Here is a 23,101-nt window from a genome sequence, read left to right on the forward strand (position 1 = left end):
CTAAAACGGTTTAGCTGATAATGCGGACCCAGAACCCGGGGCTGACCCCGGCAAATCCTGTGCAGCAGTGGAGTAGCAACAAGGTGACGAATCGTGTGTGGGTAATGGGGGATGCGGTAGTGGACTTGATCCCGGAAGGGGAGCAGCACTACCTCAAGTGTCCGGGTGGCGCACCGGCCAACGTGGCGGTGGGCGTTGCCCGGCTCGGCGGGGAGTCGGCCTTCATTGGCCGGGTCGGCGCGGATCCCTTCGGCCGCTTCATGGGGGAGACTCTGGCCAGGGAGGGGGTCGACATTCGCCATCTGATCCAGGATCCGGCCCATCGCACCAGCACGGTACTGGTGGATCTCGATGAGGCGGGGGAGCGCAGCTTCACCTTCATGGTGCGCCCGAGCGCCGATCAGTTCCTGAGCCCCGCCGATCTGCCGGTCTTCCAGGCCGGGCAGTGGCTGCTGACCTGCTCCATTGCGCTCGCCAACGAGCCGGTGCGCAGCAGTTGCCTGCAAGCCATGGCGACCATTCGGGCCGTCGGGGGGCGGGTCTGCTTCGACCCCAACCTGAGGCCAGAGGTGTGGGGCAACCCTGCCGAAATGCTGCCCGTGGTGCGCGAGGCCATGGCCCTCGCAGACGTGGTCAAGCTCTCGGTGGAGGAGCTGCAACTGCTGAGCGGTCTGGACGATCTGGCGGCGGGGCTTGCCACTCTTTCAGGCCCGGCACTGGTGCTGGTGACCCGGGGGGCGGGGGGCGTGGTGGCCCGTCTGGGTGGCGAGTTGCTGGAGTGGGTGGGGCCCAAAGTGACGCCACTCGATACCACGGGGGCGGGGGACGCCTTCGTCGCCGGGCTGCTGGCGGCCTTGGCCGAACGGACCTCGCTGCCGACGCTGGCCGAGCTGCCCGCCATTCTGGCCCAGGCCCACGGCTGCGGGGCGCTCGCCACCACCGCCAAGGGGGCGATGACGGCACTGCCCACCCGCACCCGGCTGGATGAATTTTTGCGATCAGGCGCAGACGGCTGTTGATCTGCGGCTAGAAGCCCGGCTCGACAGCCCCTACTCTCATGTGACAAGGGCCCGCCAGCGTGGCGGGTCATAAGAGGAAGAATATGAATATTAGTGCGATAGCCCAGGATCTGGTGCCCCTGCTCGGGGGCAGGGAGAACATCGTCAGCGCCGCCCACTGCGCCACCCGGCTGCGGCTGGTGCTGGCGGACGACAGCAAGGTGAACAAGGCCGCCATCGACAAGCTGGAGGGGGTCAAGGGGTGCTTCAGCAACGCCGGCCAGATCCAGGTCATTTTCGGCACCGGCCTGGTCAACAAGGTCTATGCGGAGTTCGTCACCCTGACCGGGACCGGCACCGCCAGCAAGGCGGAGCTGACCGACATGGCGACGGCCAAGCTCAACGTGGCCCAGCGTCTGGCGCGGACCCTCTCCAACATCTTCGTGCCCATCATTCCGGCCATCGTCGCCTCCGGCCTGCTGATGGGGCTGCTCGGCATGGTGCGCACCTACGGCTGGGTCAACGCCGACAGCGCCCTGTTCGTCATGCTCGACATGTTCAGCTCGGCAGCCTTCATCATCCTGCCGATCCTCATCGGTTTTACGGCGGCGCGGGAGTTTGGCGGCAACCCCTATCTGGGGGCGACGCTCGGCGGCATTCTCACCCACCCGGCCCTGACCAACGCCTGGGGCGTGGCCGGGGGCTTCAAGACCATGGACTTCTTCGGCCTGGATGTCGCCATGATCGGCTACCAGGGCACCGTCTTCCCGGTGCTCTTGGCGGTCTGGTTCATGTCCCACCTGGAGAAGCAGCTGCGCAAGCGCATCCCTGACGCCCTGGATCTCATCCTCACCCCGTTTTTGACCGTCATCATCACCGGCTTCGTGGCACTGCTCTTCATCGGCCCCGCCGGTCGGGTGCTGGGGGATGGCATCTCGTTCGGTCTGAGCGCCCTCTATGAGCAGGCAGGCTGGCTGGCGGGTCTGGTGTTTGGCGGCACCTATTCGCTCATCGTCATCACCGGCATCCACCACAGCTTCCACGCCATCGAGGCGGGCCTGCTCACCAACCCGGCCATCGGCGTCAACTTCCTGCTGCCCATCTGGGCCATGGCCAACGTGGCCCAGGGTGGGGCTTGCCTCGCGGTCTACTTCAAGACCCGCGATGTGAAGATCAAGGCCATCACGGTGCCGGCGGCCATGTCCTGCCTGCTCGGCATCACCGAGGCGGCGATCTTCGGGGTCAACCTGCGCTACATCAAGCCCTTCCTGGCCGGTCTGTTCGGCGGGGCCTGCGGCGGCGCCTACGTGGTGGCGGCCAAGGTCGGCATGACGGCGGTGGGCCTGACCGGCATCCCGGGCATGGCCATCGTCCAGCCCATGAGCCTCATCCACTACGTCATCGGTCTGGTGATCGCCTTTGGCGCCGCTTTCGCCGCCTCCTACCTGCTCAAGTACAAGGTGGAGTGATGAAGGAAAGCCATCTCCTGAACCAGGTTGTCCGGTCCCTGCTGGCCGGACAGCTCAAGGCGGCGGCCGATCCCCATCGGCCCCGCTGGCATCTGGCAGCCCCGGTGGGGCTGCTCAACGATCCCAACGGCTTCATCGAGCACGACGGGCACTACCATCTTTTCTACCAGTGGAACCCGCTCGGTTGCGAGCACCGCAACAAGGGCTGGGGGCATGTCACCTCCACCGATCTGCTGCACTGGCAGCACGAGCCGGTGGCGCTGCTGCCCACCGAGGCCTATGAGAGCCACGGCTGCTATTCGGGCTCGGCGGTGAGCGATGAGCAGGGGCGTCTGACCCTCATCTACACCGGCAACGTCAAATACCCGGACGGCAGCCGCACCGCCTACCAGTGTCTGGCCCGCGCCGACGGTGCGGGGGGCTTTGCCAAGCTGGGCCCTGTGCTGGACCTGCCCGCAGGCTACAGCGGCCATGTGCGCGACCCCAAGGTGTGGCACGACGGTCGGCAGTGGCTGATGGTGCTGGGGGCCCGCACCCTGGACGATCGGGGGGAAGTGCTGCTCTATCGCGGTGATACCCTGGATGCCTGGACGCTGGTGGGCCCCATCGCCGGCAGCGGGCGCGGCGGTCTCGGGGAGTTTGGCTACATGTGGGAGTGTCCGGATCTCTTCCCCCTGGGAGATCGCCATGTGCTGATCAGCTGCCCCCAGGGGATTGCCCCGCAGGGAGAGGATTATCGCAACCTCTACCAGTGCGGCTGGCTGGTGGGCCACTTCGATGGGACGCATTTCGCCCACGGTGCCTTCCACGAGCTGGACAGGGGATTCGAGTTCTATGCCCCCCAGACTACCCAGGACAGCCAGGGGCGGCGCCTGCTGTTCGGTTGGCTGGGCTTGCCGGAGGAGAACGAGATGAGCCAGCCCACTCTCGAGCACGGCTGGATCCACCAGATGAGCTGCCCGCGGGAGCTGTTCTGGCAGGATGAGTGGCTCTGCCAGCGGCCGGTGGCTGAGCTGGGCGCCCTGAAAGGGGAGCAGACCCGCTTCGAGGGGGCGCCGGATGAGCTGCCTGCACTGGCCATCGACTCGGCCTGGCTCGATCTGGCGTTGTGCGGTGAAGGGCGCCTCGGGTTCGGGGCCGTGGTCGAGCTGTGCTGGCAGCCGGGGCGTCTTGTGCTGCGTCGCCAGAACTGGCAGAGCGGGGAGTGGGAGGAGCGAAGCGCCCCCTGGCTTGGGGGCAAGATCACCGTCTTGTGTGACCGCTCCAGCCTGGAGTGCTTCGTCGATGGCGGGCGCCAGAGCTTGTCGACCCGTTACTTCCCCGGCGAAAACCCAGTACTTTCCGCACGTTGCGGTGGTGATGGCAGCAAAATTTGCCTCGATCACTGGCCGCTGGCGACCTGCCTAGTACAATAGCCCGGTCTCAGTGTGCCGGGAGGTCAGGTGGAGAAGAAGAAACGGATCACGATTGCCCAGATAGCCACGCTTGCGGGGGTCTCCAAGGCCACCGCCAGTCTGGTTCTCAACGGCAAGAGTGCGGAATACCGCATCGCCGACGATACCCGCAAGCGGATCCAGGCGGTGGCGGACGAGTGCCACTATCAGCCGAGCATCCACGCCCGCTCCCTGCGGGAGGTGCGCAGCTACACCTGGGGGCTGGTGATCCCCGATCTCACCAACTTCGGCTTCGCCAGCATCGCCCGTGCCCTGGAGGCCCGCTGTCGGGAGGCGGGGATCCAGCTGCTCATCGCCTGCTCCGAGGATGACCCCACACTGGAGCAGCGGGTGGTGGACAACCTCATCAGCCGCCAGGTGGATGGCCTCATCGTCGCCTCCAGCGGCCACAGTGACGATATCTATGCCCGCATCCACGACCGCTTGCCGGTGGTGCAGCTCGACCGCCACATCGGTGAGTCGCGCCTGCCCATGGTGATCTCGGACGCCTGCAAGGCTACCGCCGAGCTGGTGCAGGATATGGCCGAGGATTGCGGGGAGGAGATCTACTACTTCGGCGGTCTGCTGGATCTCTCCCCCAGCCGCCACCGGCTGGCGGGTTACGAGCTCGGATTGCACCGGGCCGGGCTGGAGGCCACTTCAGACCGGGTCCGCCACCGTGACTACCAGCCGAGCTCGGGTTATCAGCTGATGTCTGAGCTGGTGGACGAACTCGGGGCACCGCCGAAGGGGCTTTTTACCGCCTCCTTCACCCTGCTGGAGGGGGTGCTGCGCTACCTCAACGAGGCGGAACTGATGGAGACCGGCATGCGCCTGTGTACCTTCGACGATCACGATCTGCTCGACTGCATCCCCATGCGCATCGATTCCGTGGCCCAGGATTGCCCGGCCCTGGCCCGGGCCGCCTTCGAGATGATGCAGCAACTCATCGCGGGCAATCCCCCAGCCCAGACCGCCCAGGTCATTAACCCCAGGGTGCGCTGGCGCAGCCGCCGTTAGGCACACGGCTTCCCTTTCCTGTGAAAAAGCCCCGCCGGATCCGGCGGGGCTTTTTCTGCTGCGCCTGGTATGAGGGCGTCAATCGGTGATGCTGGCCCGCCAGAAGATCTGCTTGATGTGAGGGTGCTCCCCGAGCGTGTTCATCAGGGCATCGAGCTTGGTGCCATCGATGGCGGTGGCGAGCAGCGCCGCCGAGATCTCGAGATCCTGATCGCCGAAGGGGGTGATGTCGAGCTCGCTCAGGGGGTAGTGGGCCTGCTCCAGCATCTGCTCGAGCCAGGGCAGCACCTCCTTCTGGTGAGCGCGGCCGATGAGAGCGGTCACGTGATAGGTCACTTCGGTGTCCATGTTGTCCACCGGGTCACGGTTTATCTGGTTGACCAGGGGGCGCAGCAGGGTGTTGGCGGCCAGCACGAAGAGGGCGCCGAGGATGGCCTCCAGGGCGAACCCGGCGCCGCAGGCGGCCCCGACCGCGGCCACGCCCCACAGGGTGGCCGCTGTGTTGATGCCCCGGATGTTGCCGGATTCCCGCATGATGACGCCAGCGCCGAGAAAACCGATGCCGGAGACGATGTAGGCCACCACGTGGACGACCCCGTAACTGCCGCCATGCAGGTCATAGATGCGCTGGGCCAGGTTGACGAACAGGGCCGCCCCCACGGCGACCAGCACGTTGGTGCGAAGGCCGGCGGTGCGCTGGCGGTACTGGCGCTCCAGGCCGACCAGGCTGCCCAGCACGAAGGCGAGCAGCAGGCTGGCCAGGGTGTCGAGCAGGGCGAGAAAATCGAGTTGTTGCCACATTCTCATGAAGGGTCTCCTTCTGGGGATGCCGACCAGCCTGCTCCCCCGGGTTGCGTGAGAGACGGGGGGCAAGGTCGACATCGTGGTGAATGCAAGGGCGCGACCCGCCTCCTGACGGGGCGGGATGGCGCAGAACAGGGAACAGGCCCTTCACGGTTGCCCGGGAAGGACCTCGCCTCATTCGAGGGTCAATGCCTGGTGGCGTCGTCCCCGGTGCGGGGGCGCAGTTCCCAGCGTACCGGGTGGACAGCCCCGACCTGGTGGATGAACTGCACCAGATAGCGGCGCTGGGGCGGCGTGCAGTAGAGGCTCAGCACCAGCACGCGGCCTTCACCGCGCCCGGGCTTCATGGACTGCAGGGGACTTAGTCCGGCCGGTTGCAGGGTGTGGCTCACCGCCGCCAGCACCTGCTCCATGTCGGCTCTGTCTTCGCAGCGGATGTGCAGCCGATAGAGGTGCTGACGCCGTCTGCCACGTTGCCAGAGTGGTCGCAGGCCCCGTCCCAGTCTGCTCAGCAGGGAAGGGGATTTGTCAGCGACAGGGTTGTTTGAAATCAAGCGCATAGCAGCCTCCTTTTGGGAAGCAGAAACTATGCAGGCAAGGTGTCGGGGGATGAGTCCGCGTCACCTGACGTCAAGTGTGAAAAGCGGGGAAAAGAGGGATCCACTTCTCGCAGGGTGGCGAGTCGCGGCAGAGAAAAACCTGCGGCTAGCTCGCGACCAGGGTGCCGACGACGAGGGTCGGCGTGCGTCTGTCACTTGATGAGTTGCCCACCGATGGTCTCCGCTAGTGATAAAGAGGCGACATGGTAGCCGATACGGCGGCCTGGGTAAACCCCGAGCCCTTGATAGCAACATATTGAAACATAATAAAAAAGAGATGAAAGCGCCGGTAAAGGGAGCCCTCTTCCCTTCACCGGCGGGCCCTTGGGGGGTTACCGGGTCTTGTCGATGCCCAGGTATTTGAGCATCAGTTTTTCATAGATGGGTTCGGTGTCGCCCACCTGCATCTTGTGCAGGAAATACTTCTCGAACGCTATCTTGGCCAGGTGGACCCACTTTCCTTTCTTGAACCAGGCGACGTTGCGCGGCGGGATCTGCGGCATGGCCACGAAGGCGGCCCCTGTGTCCCCCATGTCCGCCAGACAGATGGCATTCCACACCGCCCGGGTGACCGGGGGCTGGCCGTCCAGCTCCGCCTTGATGTTGTGGCTCAGGGTGCGCACCATGGCTTCGATCATGTAGCCGGTCTTGGGCACCCCGGTCGGGACCGGCGTCTTGTGCTGGGGCGGGATGGCGATGCAGACCCCGGCGGCGTAAATCTGCGGGAAGACTGGGTTGCGCTGGTGTTCGTCGACGATGACGAACCCGCGGGGATTGACCAGCCCCTCGAGGCCCCGCAGGGGGCTGATGCCGGCGAAGGCCGGCAGCATCATGGCATGCTTGTAGGGGAGGCTGTGGGTGCGCTTGACGTTGCCATCTTCATCCAGCTCCTCCACCGTCATCACCCCATCCCTGGCCGCCACGGTGCGGGCATTGCAGATCCATTGCATGTCGCGCATGCGCAGCTCGCTCTCCAGCATGCCCTTGGAATCCCCCACGCCGTTGAGGCCGAGGTGACCGATGTAGGGTTCGCTGGTGACGAAGGTCATGGGCACGTCCTTTCTCACCTTCTTGTCGCGCAGGTGGCGATCGAGGATGAAGGCGTATTCGTAGGCCGGGCCGAAGCAGGAGGCGCCGGGCATGGCACCGACGATCACCGGACCCGGTTCGTCGAGCAGCCCGTTGACACTGTGCAGGCACTCCTCTGCGTGGGAGAGGGTGCAGACGCTGGCGGTGCCGCCCGCCGTCGGGCCTGCTCCCTGCACCTCTTCAAAGGCGAGTGCGGGGCCGGTGCAGAGCACCAGAAAGTCGTAGTGCAGGTGCTGGCCATCGGAGAGGCGGATCTGCTGTTCGAGGGGTTGCAACCCGGTCAGGGCGGCGTGGATGAAGCGGATCCCCTTCTTCTTCACATGAGGCTCTATGGGGAGGGAGATATCCTTGCGCTCTCGCCACCGGACCGCAATCCACGGGTTCGAAGGGTTGAATTCAAAGTCAGGTTTGTCGTTCACCAGGATGACGTCGTGCTGCTTGCCGAGTTCGGCCTTGAGCTCGTAGGCGGCCGACATGCCCCCCAACCCTGCCCCGATGATGATGATGGTTGCCATAATGAGCCTCCGCTCTATTACACGGCTCCTGTGAGCCAATATGTCCGCCTGCCTACTTGAGCCCCATTCGCCTGAGCACGGCGGCGGCGGGACAGAACCCGGTGAACGCGCTCTGGATCAGGTTGACCCCGACAAAGACGCTCAACCAGACAAAGCCCGGGTGGACCCAGGCCGTGAGCAGCAGCGACAGCAGCAACATGCCACCTGCGACCACTCTGACTCCGTTATCGACGGTCATTTCTCGTCTCCTTTTGTTTAGTGATTGCTAATTTAGAGTTGTTTTATACAATAGAACAAATATCAGCAATTGCTAATTTAATCTTATGAGCCACTTCGACGAGATGAACCGACATGCGACAGCCGCCGCCGGCCTGCTCAAGGCGCTGGCTCATCCCGAACGCCTGATGGTGCTCTGCCAGCTGGTGGAAGGGGAGAAGGGGGTCGGGGAGCTGCTGGCCCACAGCCAGCTCGGGCAGTCGGCCTTCTCCCAGCAACTGTCGGTATTGAAGCGCCAGGGCCTTATCCGCTCGCGCAAAGTCTCCCAGCAGATCTACTACTCCCTGGTGAGCGAGGCGGCGGCCGATGTGCTGGCGGCGCTGCAAACCCATTTTTGTCACTCAGATGAGGAAATTCGATGATGGAAAGCCAATGGCTGCTCTCGTTGGGGGGCGGCATGCTGGCGGGGCTCTCGGCCCTGATCCTGATGTTGTTCAACGGCCGGGTGGCCGGGATCAGCGGCATTCTGGCCGGTGCAATGCAGTACAAGACCCCCTGGAGGGTGCTGTTTCTGCTGGGATTGGGACTGGGGGCCTGGCTGGCGCTGACCCTGGGTTGGGCCACCATGCCCGCCTTTGATGCCTTGCCCGGCTGGCCCGTGGTGCTGCTGGCCGGCCTGCTGGTGGGCATCGGCACCCGTCTTGGCAATGGCTGCACCAGCGGTCACGGCATCTGCGGCATGGGGAGGCTGTCGACGCGCTCCGTGGTGGCGACGCTCACCTTTATGGGGATGGGCGTGGCGACCGTGTTCTTTACTCACCACATGTTTTGACGGGTTGATTGCCATGAAATTGCTGACAAGTCTGTTTGCGGGTCTGTTGTTCGGGCTGGGAATGGCCCTCTCCGGGATGATGGATCCGGCGCGGGTCACCGGGTTTCTCGATCTGGCCGGTGCCTGGGATCCCAGCCTGGCCTTCGTGATGGGAGGGGCCCTGGCTGTCTTCATGCCGGGCTACTTCCTGCTGGTGAAACCCCGTCGTCTGAGCCTGCTGGGGGAGCCCATGGCCCGGGTTCCCGCTCCCGTGCTGGATCGCCGCCTGATTGGCGGGGCCGCACTGTTCGGGATCGGTTGGGGCCTGGTCGGCATCTGTCCAGGGCCTGCCTTGAGTCTCATTTCCAGCGGACAGCCCATGATATTGTTGTTCATCGGGGCTATGGCGGCCGGGATCCTGCTGGTGGACAAGGTCTGGAACAGGGTGCTGGAGAAGGCTCGCCAGCACCGTATTGCCTGAGTTTTCAAGGTGCCCATGAGCCAGGGAAGGAGAATCATGATGAACACAATCCGGTTGCTGGTGACCACCCTGCTGGTCATGACATCCACCCTGGTGGCGGCCGAGGAGGCCAAGGGGTCGCTGACGCTGACCCCGCAGCGCGTCACCGACTGGCTCACCCTGAGCGGTACCGTGAGCGCCATTCATCAGGGGACTGTCGCGGCCCAGACCAGTGGCCGGGTCTCCCGCATGCTGGTGGATGTGAACGACGAGGTACAGGCCGGGCAGCCCCTGCTCGAGATAAGCGGCAAGGAGCAGTCTGCCGCCGTGACCGGCGCCGAGGCGCGGGTGGCCAGGGCCCAGGCCCAGCAGGTGGAGGCCGAGCGCCAGCTCACCCGTTATCAGGCCCTCATCGCCAAGGGGGTGATCACCCGGGCCCAGCTCGACAACGCCCAGGCAACGGATCGGGCCGCCCGCGCCGAGGTCAATGCCGCCGAGGCCGCCCTCATCCAGGCCCGGGAAGCCTACGGCTATACCCGTATCCTCGCCCCCTACGCCGGGGTGGTGACCAGGCGGCTGGTGGAGCTGGGGGAGACGGTGGCCCCCGGTACGCCGCTGCTATCCGGTTTCTCCCTGGGCGAGCTGAGGGTGGAGCTGGAGCTGCCCCAGTCCGCACTGGCTCTCGCCGGCCAGCCGTCGGATGTGCAGGTGCTGCTGCCCGGTGGCAAGGCCGTGACTCCCGTCAAGCTGACCCGCTTCAACTACGCCGACAGCCAGAGCCACAGTTTCCGGCTGCGCCTCGATCTGCCGCCGAACACGGCAGGGGTGCTGCCTGGCATGTGGCTCAAGGTGCAGCTCAAACAGGGTGAGCGTCAGGTGTTGCAAGTGCCGGAGCCCGCCCTGCTGCGGCAGGGGGAGTTCAACGGCGTCTACCTCAAAGAGGGGGAGGGCTGGGCCCTGACCCCGGTGCGGGTCGGCCACTGCGAGGCTGGGCTGTGCGAGGTCCTGGCGGGTCTCAAGGGCGGTGACACCCTGGCCCCCGATGCCTGGACCCGTCAACAGGAGGTGCCCCATGAGTAGCGATCTGAACGACAACCATGGCCACCTGGGGCCGGCGGGTCGGCTGGCGGCCCTGTTTCAGGGCTCGGCCATCACCCCGCTGCTGGCGCTGGTGGGGCTCTTGCTCGGCCTCTTTGCCGTGCTGGTGACCCCCAAGGAGGAGGAGCCCCAGATCGATGTCACCTTCGCCGACGTCTACATTCCCTTCCCGGGCGCCAGCCCGGCAGAGGTGGAATCCCTCGTCACCACCCCTGCCGAGCAGGTGGTCTCCCAGATAAAGGGGATAGATACCCTCTACTCCTTCTCCCAACCCGATGGTGCCCTGCTGGTGGTGGTGTTCAAGGTAGGCGTGAGCCGGGAGCAGGCCATCGTGGATCTCAACAACCAGCTCGACTCCCATCGAGACTGGCTGCCCCAGGGGCTGGGGGTGGGTCAGCCACTGGTAAAACCCCGGGGGATCGATGATGTGCCCATCGTCAGTCTGACCCTCTGGAGCAAGCAACTGGGGGCCCCCGATCTGACCCGGGTCGCCCACGAGCTGGAGACCGAACTCAAGCGCATTCCCGGTACCCGGGACATCTACAGCCTGGGGGGACAGCGCGCCGTTCTGCGGGTGATCCCGGACCCGGCGGCCCTCAGCGCCCATGGCATCAGTTGGGGCGAGCTGAGCCAGCGACTTGCGGCCGCCAACCGGGTGGGCAGCGAGCAGGCCGTGGTGCAGGATAACCGGGAAATCAAGGTGCAGGTGGGGCAGTTCCTGCAAAGCGAGCAGGAGGCCCGCGAGCTGGTGGTAGGGTTGCACGACGGCAAGCCCGTCTATCTCGGTGAGGTGGCCCGGGTGGCGCTTGGGGAAGAGACCCCGGTCCAGCGCAGCTGGATGGGGCAGGGGCAAGCCAGCTACCCGGCGGTGACCCTGGCCATCGGCAAGCAGCCGGGGCAGAACGCGGTGGAGGTGGCCAAGCGGGTGGAAGAACGGGTCGAGAGCCTCAAGAATCGACTCATCCCGGCTGGCGTCGAGGTGACGGTGACCCGTGACTACGGCGTCACCGCCGAGACCAAATCCAACACCCTCATCGGCAAGCTCATTTTTGCCACCACGGCGGTGGTATTGCTGGTGCTGGTGAGCATGGGGTGGCGCGAGGCGCTGGTGGTGGGGGTCGCCATCGTCATCACCCTGGCGCTGACCCTGTTTGCCAGCTGGGCGTGGGGCTTTACCCTCAACCGGGTGTCCCTCTTTGCGCTGATCTTCTCCATCGGCATCCTGGTGGATGACGCCATCGTCGTGGTGGAGAACATCCACCGCCATCGTGGCCTGGGCAAGGGTTCCCTCAAGGATCTCATTCCGGGCGCGGTGGACGAGGTGGGGGGGCCGACCATTCTGGCGACCCTGACCGTCATCGCGGCCCTGCTGCCCATGGCCTTCGTCAGCGGCCTGATGGGCCCCTACATGAGCCCCATCCCCATCAATGCCAGCATGGGGATGCTCATCTCCCTGCTGGTGGCCTTTATCTTCTCCCCTTGGCTGGCGAGCCATTTGCTCAAGGGGGAGGCGCACGGTGCCCACGGCGAGGCCAAGGCCGGGCTCTTTCACCGGCTGATGACCCCCTTTCTGATGGGGGCGGGTGCCAGGAGAGCGAGACATAAGCTTTGGCTGGTCATTCTGCTGCTGGTGGCGGGGGCGGCTGCCATGCCGGTGGTGCAGTGGGTGGTGCTCAAGATGCTCCCCTTCGACAACAAGTCTGAATTCCAGCTGGTGCTCGACATGCCGGAGGGGGCGACCCTGGAGCAGACCGAGCGCACCCTGCTGGCGGTGGGTCGGGAGCTCGCCAGGGTGCCCGAGGTGAAGGATTACCAGATCTACGCTGGCACCGCCGCCCCCATCAACTTCAACGGGCTGGTGCGCCACTACTTCATCCGCAGCGGCGCCAACGTGGGGGACATCCAGGTCAATCTGGTGGACAAGCATGAACGGGATCGCAGCAGTCACGAGATTGCCCGGTCGGTGCGTGCGCCCTTGCAGGCCATCGCCAGTGCGGCAGGGGGCAACCTCAAGGTAGTGGAGGTGCCCCCGGGACCGCCTGTCTGGTCACCCATCGTCGCGGAAGTGTATGGCCCGACGCAGGCCGCCCGTGAAGCCGCTGCCCGCGCCGTACAGGCCCGCTTTGTGGCCACGGCGGATCTGGTGGACGTGGACATCTATCTGACCGACCCCCAGCCCAAGTGGCGGCTGGTGGTGGATCGCGCCCAGGCGGCCCTGCTCGGGGTCGATCTCGGGGATCTGGTGAACACCCTCAATGGCGGGGTGGGTTATCAGAATGCGAGCTGGCTGCAAGGGCAAGGCGCCAAGTATCCGGTACCGATCCGCATCGAGCTCGCCCCCGGTGACAAGCGGGATCTGACCGGCATCCTGGCTCTCAAGGTACGCAGCCAGAGCGGCCAGCTGGTGCGGGTCTCCGAGCTGGTGAGCCGTCGTGACGAGGTGGCCCCCAGCTACCTCATGCACAAGAACATGCAGCCCATGGTGATGGTGGTGGCTGACATGGGCGGCCATACCGACAGCCCGCTCTACGGCATGTTTGCCGCCGGTGCCGACATCTCGCTGCCACAGTATTACGTGCATCAGCCCGACAAGCTGGGGGAGGTGGCGCTCTTGTGGGACGGGGAGTGGAAGATAACCTACGAGACCTTCCGCGACATGGGGCTAGCCTACGGAGTGGGGATGATCCTCATCTACCTGCTGGTGGTGGCCCAGTTCCGCTCCTATCTGGTGCCGCTCATCATCATGGCCCCCATTCCGCTCACCCTCGTCGGGGTGATGCCGGGTCACGCCCTGCTGGGGGCCCAGTTCACCGCCACCTCGATGATCGGGATGATTGCGCTGGCCGGGATCATCGTGCGCAACAGCATCCTGCTGGTGGATTTCATCGAGCAGCAGCGGGCGAGTGGCGTGGCGTTCGAGCAGGCGGTGATCGAGGCGGCGCAGGTGCGAGCCAAACCCATCATGCTGACGGCGCTGGCGGCCATGATGGGGGCGCTTTTCATCCTGGATGACCCCATCTTCAATGGCCTCGCCATCAGCCTTATCTTCGGGATCCTGGTTTCCACCCTGCTCACCCTGGTGGTGATCCCGCTGCTCTACTACAGCCTGCTTGTTCGCCGAAGTCAGAGGTAAACACAGGGGGCACGTGCCCCCTGTTTTCTGGCATCACACCGCCTCGCGGGCATCGCAGGTTTTCATCAGGGGGAAATAACGGCGATCCGCCTGGCTCATGTGACCCACGACCAGCTCCTGGATGATGAAGTTGAGCAGGGCGTCGTTGCCAAGGGTGCCCGCCTGTGCGGCCGCCATCAGCTGACCGGCTTTTTTCAGCAGATGCTGGTGCTCCTGGCGATGGGCCGCCAGCTCCTCATAGCCATATTGCGCGAGGACTTGCTCTTCGAGGAGGAAGTGCTGGCGCGCCATCTCGAATATCTGCGCCATGTCTGCCAGCAAGGCATCCGGATGGATGCCGGGATCCTGCATGTGCTCGAGCAAGCGGTTGGCCAGCAGGTAGAGCTGGCGGTGGTCCGCATCGATGCGGGGGTGGCCGCATGCGTGGGCGGGCTGCCATTGTAGGGTGCCGGGGAGGGGATCCTGCCCGGTGGAAAACAGGCAGACCCTGCCCCTGCCATGGTGCTTGGCTTGATACATGGCCTGATCGGCGTGGTGCATCAGGGTCTTGGGGTCGGTGCCGTGATCCGGATAGAGGGCGACCCCTATGCTGCCGGAGATACGCAGCGCCTGCTGTTCAAGCTGGAAGGGGTGATGCAGGCAGTGGTGCAGCTTGTCGGCGACCGCGAGGCCTGAGGCATCCGTATCGGGCAGCATGATCACGAACTCGTCCCCCCCAAGGCGTGCCACCAGGTCTTCTTCCCTGACGCACTCCCCCATGCGCTCGGCCACCAGCTTGAGCAGCAGGTCGCCAGTTTCGTGGCCGAAGGTGTCATTGATGGGCTTGAAGTGGTCGAGATCGATGAAGACCAGGGCCAGGGGCTGCTGTGGAGCCTGCTCCAGGGTCTCCTTGAGCCGCTGTTGCAGCAGGCGGCGGTTGGCCAGGCCGGTGAGGGGGTCATAGAAGGCGAGGCGGCGCATCATCTCCTCCCGGGCCGAACGTTCGGTGACATCCCGGGTCACCCCCAAAATGGCGTCCGGTCTTGTGCTGGTGCTGCCGTGCAAGGTGGTGACCGTCTCGATGGTCACCAGATGACCCTGCTTGTGGCGCAGCTGGGAGTGGATGACGCACCGGGTCTGCCCATGATCCCCCCGTTGCCAGGCCTCGAGGGAGGCGGTGATGCCGTCGCGAAGCTGTTTCCAGGACTCATCGGGGAGCAGCTGGCGCAGGGAGAGGGCAAAGAGTTCGGCGGGTTCATAGCCGCTCAGGGATGCGATGGCGGGGCTGATGTAACGAAAACGCAGGCTATTGGTATCCATGGTCCAGATCACGTCGCCGCTGTTCTCCGCCACGAAGCGGTAGTGCTGCTCGCGCTGTGCCAGTTCCCGGGTGAGCCGCTGTCGGTCACTGGCCTCTTCCCGCAGACGCAGATAGAGGTGCAGGAAGACGCCGAGCAGGGCCAGCAGGGAGAAAGAGATCAGCATGGCGATGGCCACGCTCCTGTCGAGCAGTTGGCGCTGCTGACGAAGGCTCGCCTGGGTACTGTTGTAGAGGAAGGAGGTGAGGTTGGGCACCGCCTTGATCATCCCGGCCTCCTGGTAGGTGCGGGCGATCTGCTGCCAGCGATCCTGCTGCATGTAACCGGGCTCGATGATGTCGGGCTGCATCAGGGCCCGGGTTTCACGGGCCTCGAAGGCGAGCGCCTCGCGCCCGGCCCCGCTGGGGTAGTGCTCCAGGATCAGGTTGATCATCTCCTCGGGATGATCCATGGCATAGCGCCACCCCTTGAGGCTGGCCTGCAAGAAGCGCTGGACCCGCTCCTGCTGGTTGATGACCTCACTCTCCGAGGTGAAGAGGTTGTCTCCGTAGAAGTCGTAACCGATGTCGCGGGGGCTGAACACCCGGAAGGGAATGCCCAGTTGCTGCAGGGTGAAGGGCTCGGTTGTGCTGTAGGCGCTGATGACGTCCGCCTCGCCCCTCAGCAGTGCCTGTACCCCCCGCTCGTAGGGCAGGGTCTCCCACTTCCGGCTGCGGGTGTAGCGATGCAGGTAGGTGAGCAGCTCGTTGGAGCCGGGTTCGAGCATCAGCCGCTTGTTGGCCAGATCGCCCGGGGTCTGGATATCCGGCCGCTCCAGGGTGATGAGCATCAGGGGGGAGTGCTGCAACATGGCGGCGAGCACCACCACAGGGCGACCTGCTGCCCGGGCCAGCAGCAGATCGCTGCCGCGGATGCCGAACTGGGCGCGACCCGTGGTGACTTCATTGATGACGTCGGTGCCCGGCCCCGCCTCCCGCAGGGTGACCTGCAGGCCGGCCTCCCGGTAGAACCCCTTGGCGATGGCGGCGTAGTAACCGGCAAACTGGAACTGGTGCTGCCAGGGAAGCTGCAGGATGACGCGCTCATCCGCCCTGAGGTGAGCCGTGGTCAGGGTGGCAATCATCACCCAGAAGGGCAGAAGCCAGCGTACAGGCTGGCGAGATGCATCGGACTCCGTCATACCGCTGTTCTCTCGGGAGGTGCTCTTCTGGCTAGAGTCAAACAATTTCCTGTTATTCGCAAGGGGAGCAAGCCCCAATAAGATGGGGCGCGGGAGGCATTAAAAGTCATTTTTGTGTCATTCATCACGTCAATGGGCGTCACGGCTCATTTTGAAACCTTGTTGACTCGTCACCGGCCCGGTGACAAGGGCATTAGGTGTCATTCCAAGAGGGATGGCTGCCGCCTCTCTTCTCGCCTGTTAATGACAAACTGCGTGTTTTCGGCAATTCCCTCTTATCTTCTCCTGTCGTATCAGAAGTTGATGCTCTTGTCCGTATCGGGTGTCGACCTGTGGCGGTCGGGGGACGCCTTCCTTCGTTCAGGGTGGTATGGTAGTCATCCGTTTCCTGTTTCCCGAGAAGGTCCTGTCATGTCTTCCTTGCGCCTGCTGCTCTCCGACTCCCACGATCCCCTGTTCAACCTCGCGGTGGAGGAGTGCATCTTTCGCCAGATGGACCCGGCCCAGCGGGTGCTGTTCCTGTGGCGCAACGACAATACGGTGGTGATAGGCCGGGCCCAGAACCCCTGGAAGGAGTGCAACACCCGCCGCATGGAAGAGGACGGGGTGACCCTGGCCCGGCGCAGCAGCGGGGGCGGCGCCGTGTTCCACGACCTTGGCAACAGCTGTTTCACCTTCATGGCGGGCAAGCCCGGCTATGACAAGAGCGTCTCCACCGCCATCGTCATTGATGCCCTCGCCAGACTCGGCGTGAGTGCTTTTGCCTCCGGGCGCAACGACCTGCTGGTGGCGACCCCGGACGGGGATCGCAAGGTGTCGGGTTCGGCCTACCGGGAGACCCATGATCGCGGCTTTCACCACGGTACCCTGCTGCTGGATGCCGATCTCGGCCGCCTCGCCCACTACCTCAATCCCGACCCCAAGAAGCTGGCGGCCAAGGGTATCAGCTCGGTGAGAAGCCGGGTGGCGAACCTTGGCGAGCTGTTGCCTGGCCTGGGTCATGAGCAGGTGGTGCAGGCCCTGTGCGACGCCTTCTTTGCCCATCACGGTGAGGTGGTGCCGCCCGAGCACATCTCCCCCGAGCGGATGCCCGACCTGCCCGGCTTTGCCGAGACCTTTGCCCGCCAACGCAGCTGGGAGTGGAACTTCGGCCATGCTCCCGCCTTCAGCCACCTGCTGGAGGAGCGCTTCCCCTGGGGCGGGGTCGAGCTTCATTTCGACGTGGAGAAGGGGGTGATAGGACGGGCACAGATCTTCAGCGACACCCTGGACCCTGCGCCCCTGGATGACCTGGCCGCACGCCTGCCCGGGGTGGCCTATCGTCCCGAGGCCATCGACGAGTTGCTGCGTCAGTGGCGGGCGACGTTTTCGGCCAACCCCGAGCTGGAAGGATTCTCGGCATGGCTGCTGACCGCCCTGCGCTGACCTTGCCCATGCCCAGGATCACAAGATGAACAGGGGAAAAGAGGGGAGAGGGGGCACGGCGCCCGTCAGGGCGCCAACATGACAAAAAGTAGGGCAGATCATTAGTTATTGTCTCTGTTGATAGAGGTGTCACTGGAGTATAAAAACCGCACCTCAGCAGTATCAATGGTATAAAAATGAATCACTTGGTCTATCTGAAAGATGAGGGCGTCAACGCCGTCTCCCCCGAATTCGCCCGCCGTTTTGCCACCGTCAAAGCCCACTTTTTCTCACGCAACCCCGACCTCTGGCCGGTCTTTCGCGAGCCCGGCTTTGCCACCCTCAACGAGTTTCGCGCCCGTGGACTGGCGCCGGATGCGCGGCTCAATGCCTGGCCCGATGGTCGCGCCCGTCTGGCGGATCTCTGCGAAACCATGCCGGTGCCAGCCACCATGCGCACGCCGGGGGAGCCCATGGCGGAGCTGCTGTTTGCCGGCGCCTTGTCAAAGGATTGGGAGAACCCCTCCAGCGTCGAGAACGTCATCACCATGTCGGCGGATCCAGCCATCTATGGCGCCCAGATGGGTATTCTGGCCAATCCCAACCTGGTCTACTCCGAATACGCCGGGGTGGCCGAGGAGCTGGAGAAGAAGGTGGTGCGCCAGATAGCGCTGCTGGCGGGTTACGACCCGGCCCGCGCCACCGGCATCTTCACCCAGGGGGGGACCTTCTGTAACCTCTACGGCTACCTGCTCGGCATCCGCAAGAGCCTGCCACAGGCCAAGCACAAGGGGCTGGGCCACTATCAGGATTACCGCATCATCAACTCTCAGGGCGGCCACTACTCCAACATCACCAACCTCTCCCTGCTCGGGGTGGACATAGAGAACAAGACCATCCGCATCCAGGTGGGTGAGAACAACGACATCGATCTCGACCACCTCGAGCGTACCCTGACCGCCTGCTTCGCCCTTCATCACGTGGTGCCCACCATCATGCTCACCATGGGCACCACCGACACCTTCGGGGTGGATAGGGTCAAACCCGTGGTCGAGCTGCGGGATCGCCTCTGCGAGCGGTTCGAGGTGGCGGTCAGGCCCCACATCCACGTCGACGCCGCCATCGGCTGGTCGATGATCTTCTTCCTGGACTACGACTTTGCCGCCAACCCGCTGGCCATCAACGCCGCCACCCTGGCGGGGATCGAGCGCAACGTGAGCCGCTTCGCCGAGCTCAGATATGCCGACTCCTTCACCGTCGACTTCCAGAAGTGGGGCTATGTGCCCTACACCTCCAGCCTGGTGATGATCAAGGAGCAGAGCGATCTCAAGGCGATGGAGAACGACCCGGAGAACTTCTCCTACTTTGAGCGGGACATTCAGGGTCAGACCCACCTGCAGTCCACCATCGAGTGTTCCCGGGGGGCGAGCGGCCTGTTCGGTGCCTATGCGGCCCTCAACTACCTGGGGGTGGAGGGCTATCGCACCGTGCTGGCCCACTGCCTGCAAAACGCCAACTACTTCCGCTTCCGGTTAAGCCAGCTCGGCAACGTCAAGCTGGTGGCCCAGGAGAACCAGGGGCCCAGTGTCGGCTTCAAGATCTACAACCCCGAGTGGGTACAGGACCCCGAGGCGGAGTTCGCCTTCGAGCTGGCCCGCAGCCCGGATGCGGCCTACAAGGCGCGGCTGGCCCGCAACACCGAGTATCACCGCAGCCTGTTCAAGGGACGCGGCAAGGTGGGGCTCTACACCAACTGGGTGGAGGCGGTGGCGCACTCGGAATACGACGAGCGCGGCAAGTATTCCTACATCGCCGGCGAGAAGGCGGTCTTTATGAACCCCGCCTGCGGCCGCGAACAGATCGACGCCTTTATCGCGCATATTCGTGGCTGAAATAGCCACATGTTGTGATGTCATAAATAAAGACGGCGGGATGATCCCGCCGTCTTTTATTGAAATGACTCCGCTTACTGTTTCTGGATGGCGGTCACGGTGAGCTTGCCGGCCGGATTCTCGGCATGAAAGCGCACCGTATCCCCCACCTTCAGATCCTTGAGCAGGGCCGGATCGGCCACTCGAAACACCATGGTCATGGGGGGCATCTTGAGGTTGGTGATCGCTTCGTGCCTGATCCCCAGCTTGCCATTCGCGGCATCAAGGTGGGTGATGGTCCCCTTGATCAGGGTCTGCTCGGTTTGCATGGCGGCCATGCCGTGGCCCTCATGGTTCATCCCCTCCATTTGCGCCATGTCGTGCCCCTGGTGGTTCATCATCTCCTCTGCCTGCAGGCTGGTGTGGGTGGCAAGGCCGAGCAGCAATGTCAGGGTCAACGTCTTGTAATTCATGATCTTTTCCTCGTCGTTTATTCAAAGTCGGTGGTGAAGTTGGGTCAATCGGCTTGCCGGGTTTCGGTCTTGCCAAGGCTGCGGCTGCGCCACAGGTAGTAGGCGGCGGGCAGTACCAAGAGGGTCAGACCTAAGGCGCTCACCATGCCGCCAATCATGGGGGCGGCGATACGCTGCATCACCTCGGAGCCGGTGCCTTGGCTCCACATGATGGGCAAAAGGCCGGCAATGATGGTGACCACCGTCATCATTTTGGGGCGCAGGCGCAGGGCGGCGCCGTGGATCACCGCCCGGTGCAGGCCCGCCTGGTCCGGCTTGCCGCTGGCAACGAGCTCGTCCCAGGCGTGGTTGAGGTAGACCAGCATCAGGACGCCGGTCTCCACCGCCACCCCGGCCAGGGCGATAAAGCCCACTCCCACCGCCACCGAGAGGTTGAAGTCGAGCAGCCAGAGGGTCCAGATCCCGCCCACTACCGCCAGCGGCAGGGTGGTGAGAATGAGCAACACCTCCTGGAAGCGGCGAAACGCCAGATAGAGCAGCAGCACTATGATGGCGACGGTGAGCGGCACCACGTAGGCGAGGCGCGCCTTGGCCCGCTCCATGTACTCATATTGGCCGGACCAGGTGAGGGCGTAGCCCGCCGGCAGCACCAGCTGCTTGTCCACCTCGGTCTTGGCCTCTGCCACAAAAGAGCCGATGTCGCGGCCGCGAATGTCCACGTAGACCCAGCCGTTGAGGCGCGCGTTTTCACTGCGCAGCATGGGCGCCTCATCGCTGATGTAGACCCGGGCCACGTCCGCCAGCGCGATACGAGCGCCACTCGGAGTGACCACCGGCAACAGCTCGAGGCTCGCCACCGAGTCGCGATAGCTCTGGGGGTAGCGCAGGTTGATGGGGTAACGCTCGCGCCCCTCGATGGTCTGGCCCACCTCCATGCCGCCCACTGCGGTGGCGAGCACCGCCTGCACGTCGGCGATATTGAGGCCGTAGCGGGCCGCCTTGAGCCGGTCTATGTCCACCTTCACATAGCGGCCGCCCGCTACCCGCTCGGCGTAGACCGATGAGGCGCCCTCCACCTTGCCGATGATCTGTTCCAGCTGCTGGCCGAGCTGCTGGATCACCTTGAGATCGGGCCCCGCTATCTTGATGCCGACCGGGGTCTTGATGCCGGTGGCCAGCATGTCGATGCGGGTCTTGATGGGGGGCACCCAGGCGTTGGTGAGACCGGGGAAGCGGATGAGGGAGTCTAGCTCCTCCTTGAGCTTTTCCGGGGTCATGCCGGGGCGCCATTGGTCGCGTGGCTTGAGCTGGATGCTGGTCTCCATCATCACCAGGTCTGCAGGGTCTGTGGCCGATTCGGCGCGCCCCGCCTTGCCGAACACGTTCTGCACCTCGGGCACGGTGCGAATGAGCTTGTCGGTCTGCTGCAAAATCTCCCGCGCCTTGCCCACCGAGATATTGGCCGCTGTGGTGGGCATATACATGATATCCCCCTCATCGAGCGGCGGTATGAACTCAGAGCCCAGGTACTTGAGCGGCCAGAAGCCCGCCACCGTCACCACGGCGGCGATGGCCAGGGTGGTTTTCGGGCGGGCCAGGACGGCCTTGAGCAAAGGCACATAGCCCTGGCTCAGCCAGCGGTTGAGCGGGTTGGCCTGCTCCGCCAGCACCTTGCCACGGATGAAGTAACCCATGATCACCGGTACCAGCGTGATGGCGAGCCCGGCCGCCGCCGCCATGGCATAGGTCTTGGTGTAGGCGAGGGGGTGGAACATCCGCCCCTCCTGCGCCTCCAGCGCGAACACCGGCAGGAAGCTGATGGTGATGATCAGCAGGGAGAAGAAGATGGCGGGCCCCACCTCTATGCTCGCCGCGGTGATGATGCGCCAGCGGTTCTTGTCGGTGAGCGCCTCTCGCTCCATGTGTTTGTGGACGTTCTCGATCATCACGATGGCGCCATCCACCATGGCGCCGATGGCGATAGCGATGCCGCCGAGCGACATGATGTTGGCGTTGATCCCCTGCAGGTGCATCACGATAAAGGCGGTCAGGATGGCGATGGGCAAGGAGATGACCACCACCAGCGACGAGCGCAGGTGGAACAGGAAGGCGAGGCAGACCAGCACCACCACCGCGAACTCCTCCACCAGCTTGCCGGAGAGGTTGTCGATGGCGCGCTGGATAAGGTCGGAGCGGTCGTAGACGGTGATCACCTCCACCCCCTCCGGCAGGCTGCTTTTCAGCTCCGCCAGCCGTGCCTTGACCCCGTCGATGGTGTGCTGGGCATTCTCGCCATAGCGCATGACGATAATGCCGCCCACCACTTCCCCCTCACCGTTGAGCTCGGCCAGACCGCGCCGGCTCTGGGGGCCGGTGACTACATCCGCCACGTCACCCAGCAGCAGTGGGGCGCCGCGCACATTGGTACCGAGCGGGATCTGCTTCAGATCCTCGACGCTCTTGAGATAGCCGTTGGAACGCACCATGTACTCGGCTTCCGCCATCTCGATGACGGACGCGCCGATCTCCTGGTTGCCCTGCTTGATGGCGGTCTCGATTAGGGAGAGCGGGATGCCGTAGGCGCGCAGCTTGTCCGGGTCGACCCGCACCTGATACTGGCGCACCATGCCGCCGACGGTGGCGACCTCGGAGACCCCCTCCACCGTCTGCAGCTCGTACTTGAGGAACCAGTTCTGCAGGGAGGTGAGCTCGCTGAGGTCATGCTTGCCGGTTCTGTCCACCAGCGCGTACTGATAGACCCAGCCCACCCCGGTGGCATCGGGGCCGAGCTGGGGGCGGGCGGAGGCGGGCAGGTTGGGGGCAACCTGGCTCAAATACTCCAGCACCCGGGCGCGGGCCCAGTAGAGGTCGGTGTTGTCGTCAAACAGCACATAGACGAAGGAGTCTCCGAAGAAGGAGTAGCCGCGCACCGTGGTGGCCCCCGGCACCGCCAGCATGGCGGTGGTGAGCGGGTAGGTCACCTGATCCTCCACCACCTGGGGTGCCTGGCCCGGATAGGCCGTCTTGATGATCACCTGCACGTCGGAGAGATCCGGCAGGGCATCCACCGGAGTTTGCTTGACCGACCAGAGCCCCCAGGCGGTGAGCATGAGGGTCAATAGCAGCACCAGAAAGCGGTTGCCCACTGACCAGCGAATAATTGACGGGATCATGATTGGGCTCCTTGCTCATTGGGTGCAGAGAGCTGAGCCGGTTTGTCGGCAAGGTAG

General features: G+C 64.4%; 18 protein-coding genes. 11 read left to right on the plus strand and 7 right to left on the minus strand.

What is annotated here, in order from left to right; all coding sequences use genetic code 11:
- Positions 1–59: 59 nt before the first annotated feature.
- From AB5Y59_RS18920 to AB5Y59_RS18935, 4 genes are all read left to right on the plus strand, one after another.
- Positions 60–1,019, plus strand: coding sequence for an aminoimidazole riboside kinase (locus tag AB5Y59_RS18920; RefSeq protein WP_080767827.1), 960 nt, complete (start codon positions 60–62; stop codon positions 1,017–1,019).
- A gap of 83 nt (positions 1,020–1,102) precedes the next feature.
- The gene (locus tag AB5Y59_RS18925; protein WP_316286685.1) at positions 1,103–2,467 is read left to right on the plus strand and encodes a sucrose-specific PTS transporter subunit IIBC; all 1,365 of its coding nucleotides are present in this window, start codon (positions 1,103–1,105) and stop codon (positions 2,465–2,467) included.
- Positions 2,467–3,882 carry a glycoside hydrolase family 32 protein gene (locus AB5Y59_RS18930; RefSeq protein ID WP_368212519.1) on the plus strand — a complete coding sequence of 472 codons (1,416 nt, stop codon included), beginning with the start codon at positions 2,467–2,469 and terminating at the stop codon, positions 3,880–3,882. The genes AB5Y59_RS18925 and AB5Y59_RS18930 overlap by 1 nt, the downstream gene beginning before the upstream one ends.
- 27 nt (positions 3,883–3,909) lie before the next feature.
- The gene (locus AB5Y59_RS18935) at positions 3,910–4,920 is read left to right on the plus strand and encodes a substrate-binding domain-containing protein (RefSeq protein WP_041213247.1); all 1,011 of its coding nucleotides are present in this window, start codon (positions 3,910–3,912) and stop codon (positions 4,918–4,920) included.
- A gap of 78 nt (positions 4,921–4,998) precedes the next feature.
- Here AB5Y59_RS18935 and AB5Y59_RS18940 read toward each other — a convergent pair whose 3' ends face one another.
- From AB5Y59_RS18940 to AB5Y59_RS18955, 4 genes are all read right to left on the minus strand, one after another.
- Positions 4,999–5,727, minus strand: coding sequence for an MgtC/SapB family protein (locus AB5Y59_RS18940; protein WP_041213246.1), 729 nt, complete (start codon positions 5,725–5,727; stop codon positions 4,999–5,001).
- Positions 5,728–5,909: 182 nt separating this feature from the next.
- Positions 5,910–6,284: a hypothetical protein gene (locus tag AB5Y59_RS18945; RefSeq protein WP_368212520.1), complete on the minus strand. Its 375-nt coding sequence runs from the start codon at positions 6,282–6,284 to the stop codon at positions 5,910–5,912.
- A gap of 371 nt (positions 6,285–6,655) precedes the next feature.
- Positions 6,656–7,927: an NAD(P)/FAD-dependent oxidoreductase gene (locus tag AB5Y59_RS18950; RefSeq protein ID WP_039039227.1), complete on the minus strand. Its 1,272-nt coding sequence runs from the start codon at positions 7,925–7,927 to the stop codon at positions 6,656–6,658.
- 52 nt (positions 7,928–7,979) lie between these two features.
- Positions 7,980–8,165: a DUF2892 domain-containing protein gene (locus tag AB5Y59_RS18955; protein WP_039039226.1), complete on the minus strand. Its 186-nt coding sequence runs from the start codon at positions 8,163–8,165 to the stop codon at positions 7,980–7,982.
- 85 nt (positions 8,166–8,250) lie between these two features.
- Between AB5Y59_RS18955 and AB5Y59_RS18960 the strand changes: the two genes are divergently transcribed.
- From AB5Y59_RS18960 to AB5Y59_RS18980, 5 genes are read left to right on the plus strand one after another with little or no spacing between them, the layout of a single operon-like run.
- On the plus strand, positions 8,251–8,565 hold the full coding sequence (locus AB5Y59_RS18960) for a helix-turn-helix transcriptional regulator (protein WP_039039225.1): 315 nt from the start codon (positions 8,251–8,253) through the stop codon (positions 8,563–8,565).
- Positions 8,562–8,975 (plus strand): YeeE/YedE family protein, encoded by a 414-nt coding sequence (locus AB5Y59_RS18965; protein WP_042881673.1) that lies wholly within the window; start codon positions 8,562–8,564, stop codon positions 8,973–8,975. The genes AB5Y59_RS18960 and AB5Y59_RS18965 overlap by 4 nt, the downstream gene beginning before the upstream one ends.
- Before the next feature lie 13 nt (positions 8,976–8,988).
- Positions 8,989–9,435, plus strand: a complete 447-nt coding sequence (locus AB5Y59_RS18970; RefSeq protein ID WP_041214809.1) for a YeeE/YedE family protein — start codon at positions 8,989–8,991, stop codon at positions 9,433–9,435.
- Between the two features lie 39 nt (positions 9,436–9,474).
- Positions 9,475–10,494: an efflux RND transporter periplasmic adaptor subunit gene (locus AB5Y59_RS18975; protein WP_124245132.1), complete on the plus strand. Its 1,020-nt coding sequence runs from the start codon at positions 9,475–9,477 to the stop codon at positions 10,492–10,494.
- Positions 10,487–13,645 carry an efflux RND transporter permease subunit gene (locus AB5Y59_RS18980; protein ID WP_368212521.1) on the plus strand — a complete coding sequence of 1,053 codons (3,159 nt, stop codon included), beginning with the start codon at positions 10,487–10,489 and terminating at the stop codon, positions 13,643–13,645. The genes AB5Y59_RS18975 and AB5Y59_RS18980 overlap by 8 nt, the downstream gene beginning before the upstream one ends.
- Positions 13,646–13,678: 33 nt before the next feature.
- On the opposite strand, the gene AB5Y59_RS18985 is transcribed toward AB5Y59_RS18980, so the two are convergent.
- Positions 13,679–16,066: a diguanylate cyclase gene (locus AB5Y59_RS18985; protein WP_368212552.1), complete on the minus strand. Its 2,388-nt coding sequence runs from the start codon at positions 16,064–16,066 to the stop codon at positions 13,679–13,681.
- A 468-nt stretch (positions 16,067–16,534) separates the two neighbouring features.
- Here AB5Y59_RS18985 and AB5Y59_RS18990 point away from each other — a divergent pair, with 468 nt between their 5' ends.
- Positions 16,535–17,548 (plus strand): lipoate--protein ligase, encoded by a 1,014-nt coding sequence (locus AB5Y59_RS18990; protein ID WP_368212522.1) that lies wholly within the window; start codon positions 16,535–16,537, stop codon positions 17,546–17,548.
- 176 nt (positions 17,549–17,724) lie between these two features.
- Positions 17,725–19,419, plus strand: coding sequence for a pyridoxal-dependent decarboxylase (locus AB5Y59_RS18995; protein ID WP_286701246.1), 1,695 nt, complete (start codon positions 17,725–17,727; stop codon positions 19,417–19,419).
- 74 nt (positions 19,420–19,493) lie between these two features.
- Here AB5Y59_RS18995 and AB5Y59_RS19000 read toward each other — a convergent pair whose 3' ends face one another.
- Positions 19,494–19,871: a copper-binding protein gene (locus AB5Y59_RS19000; RefSeq protein WP_286701245.1), complete on the minus strand. Its 378-nt coding sequence runs from the start codon at positions 19,869–19,871 to the stop codon at positions 19,494–19,496.
- 44 nt (positions 19,872–19,915) lie between these two features.
- Complete coding sequence (locus AB5Y59_RS19005; RefSeq protein ID WP_286701244.1) at positions 19,916–23,044, minus strand: efflux RND transporter permease subunit; 3,129 nt, start codon at positions 23,042–23,044, stop codon at positions 19,916–19,918.
- Between the last annotated feature and the right edge of the window lie 57 nt (positions 23,045–23,101).

This window comes from Aeromonas sp. s10, from assembly GCF_040907975.1.
Lineage (GTDB): Bacteria > Pseudomonadota > Gammaproteobacteria > Enterobacterales > Aeromonadaceae > Aeromonas > Aeromonas caviae.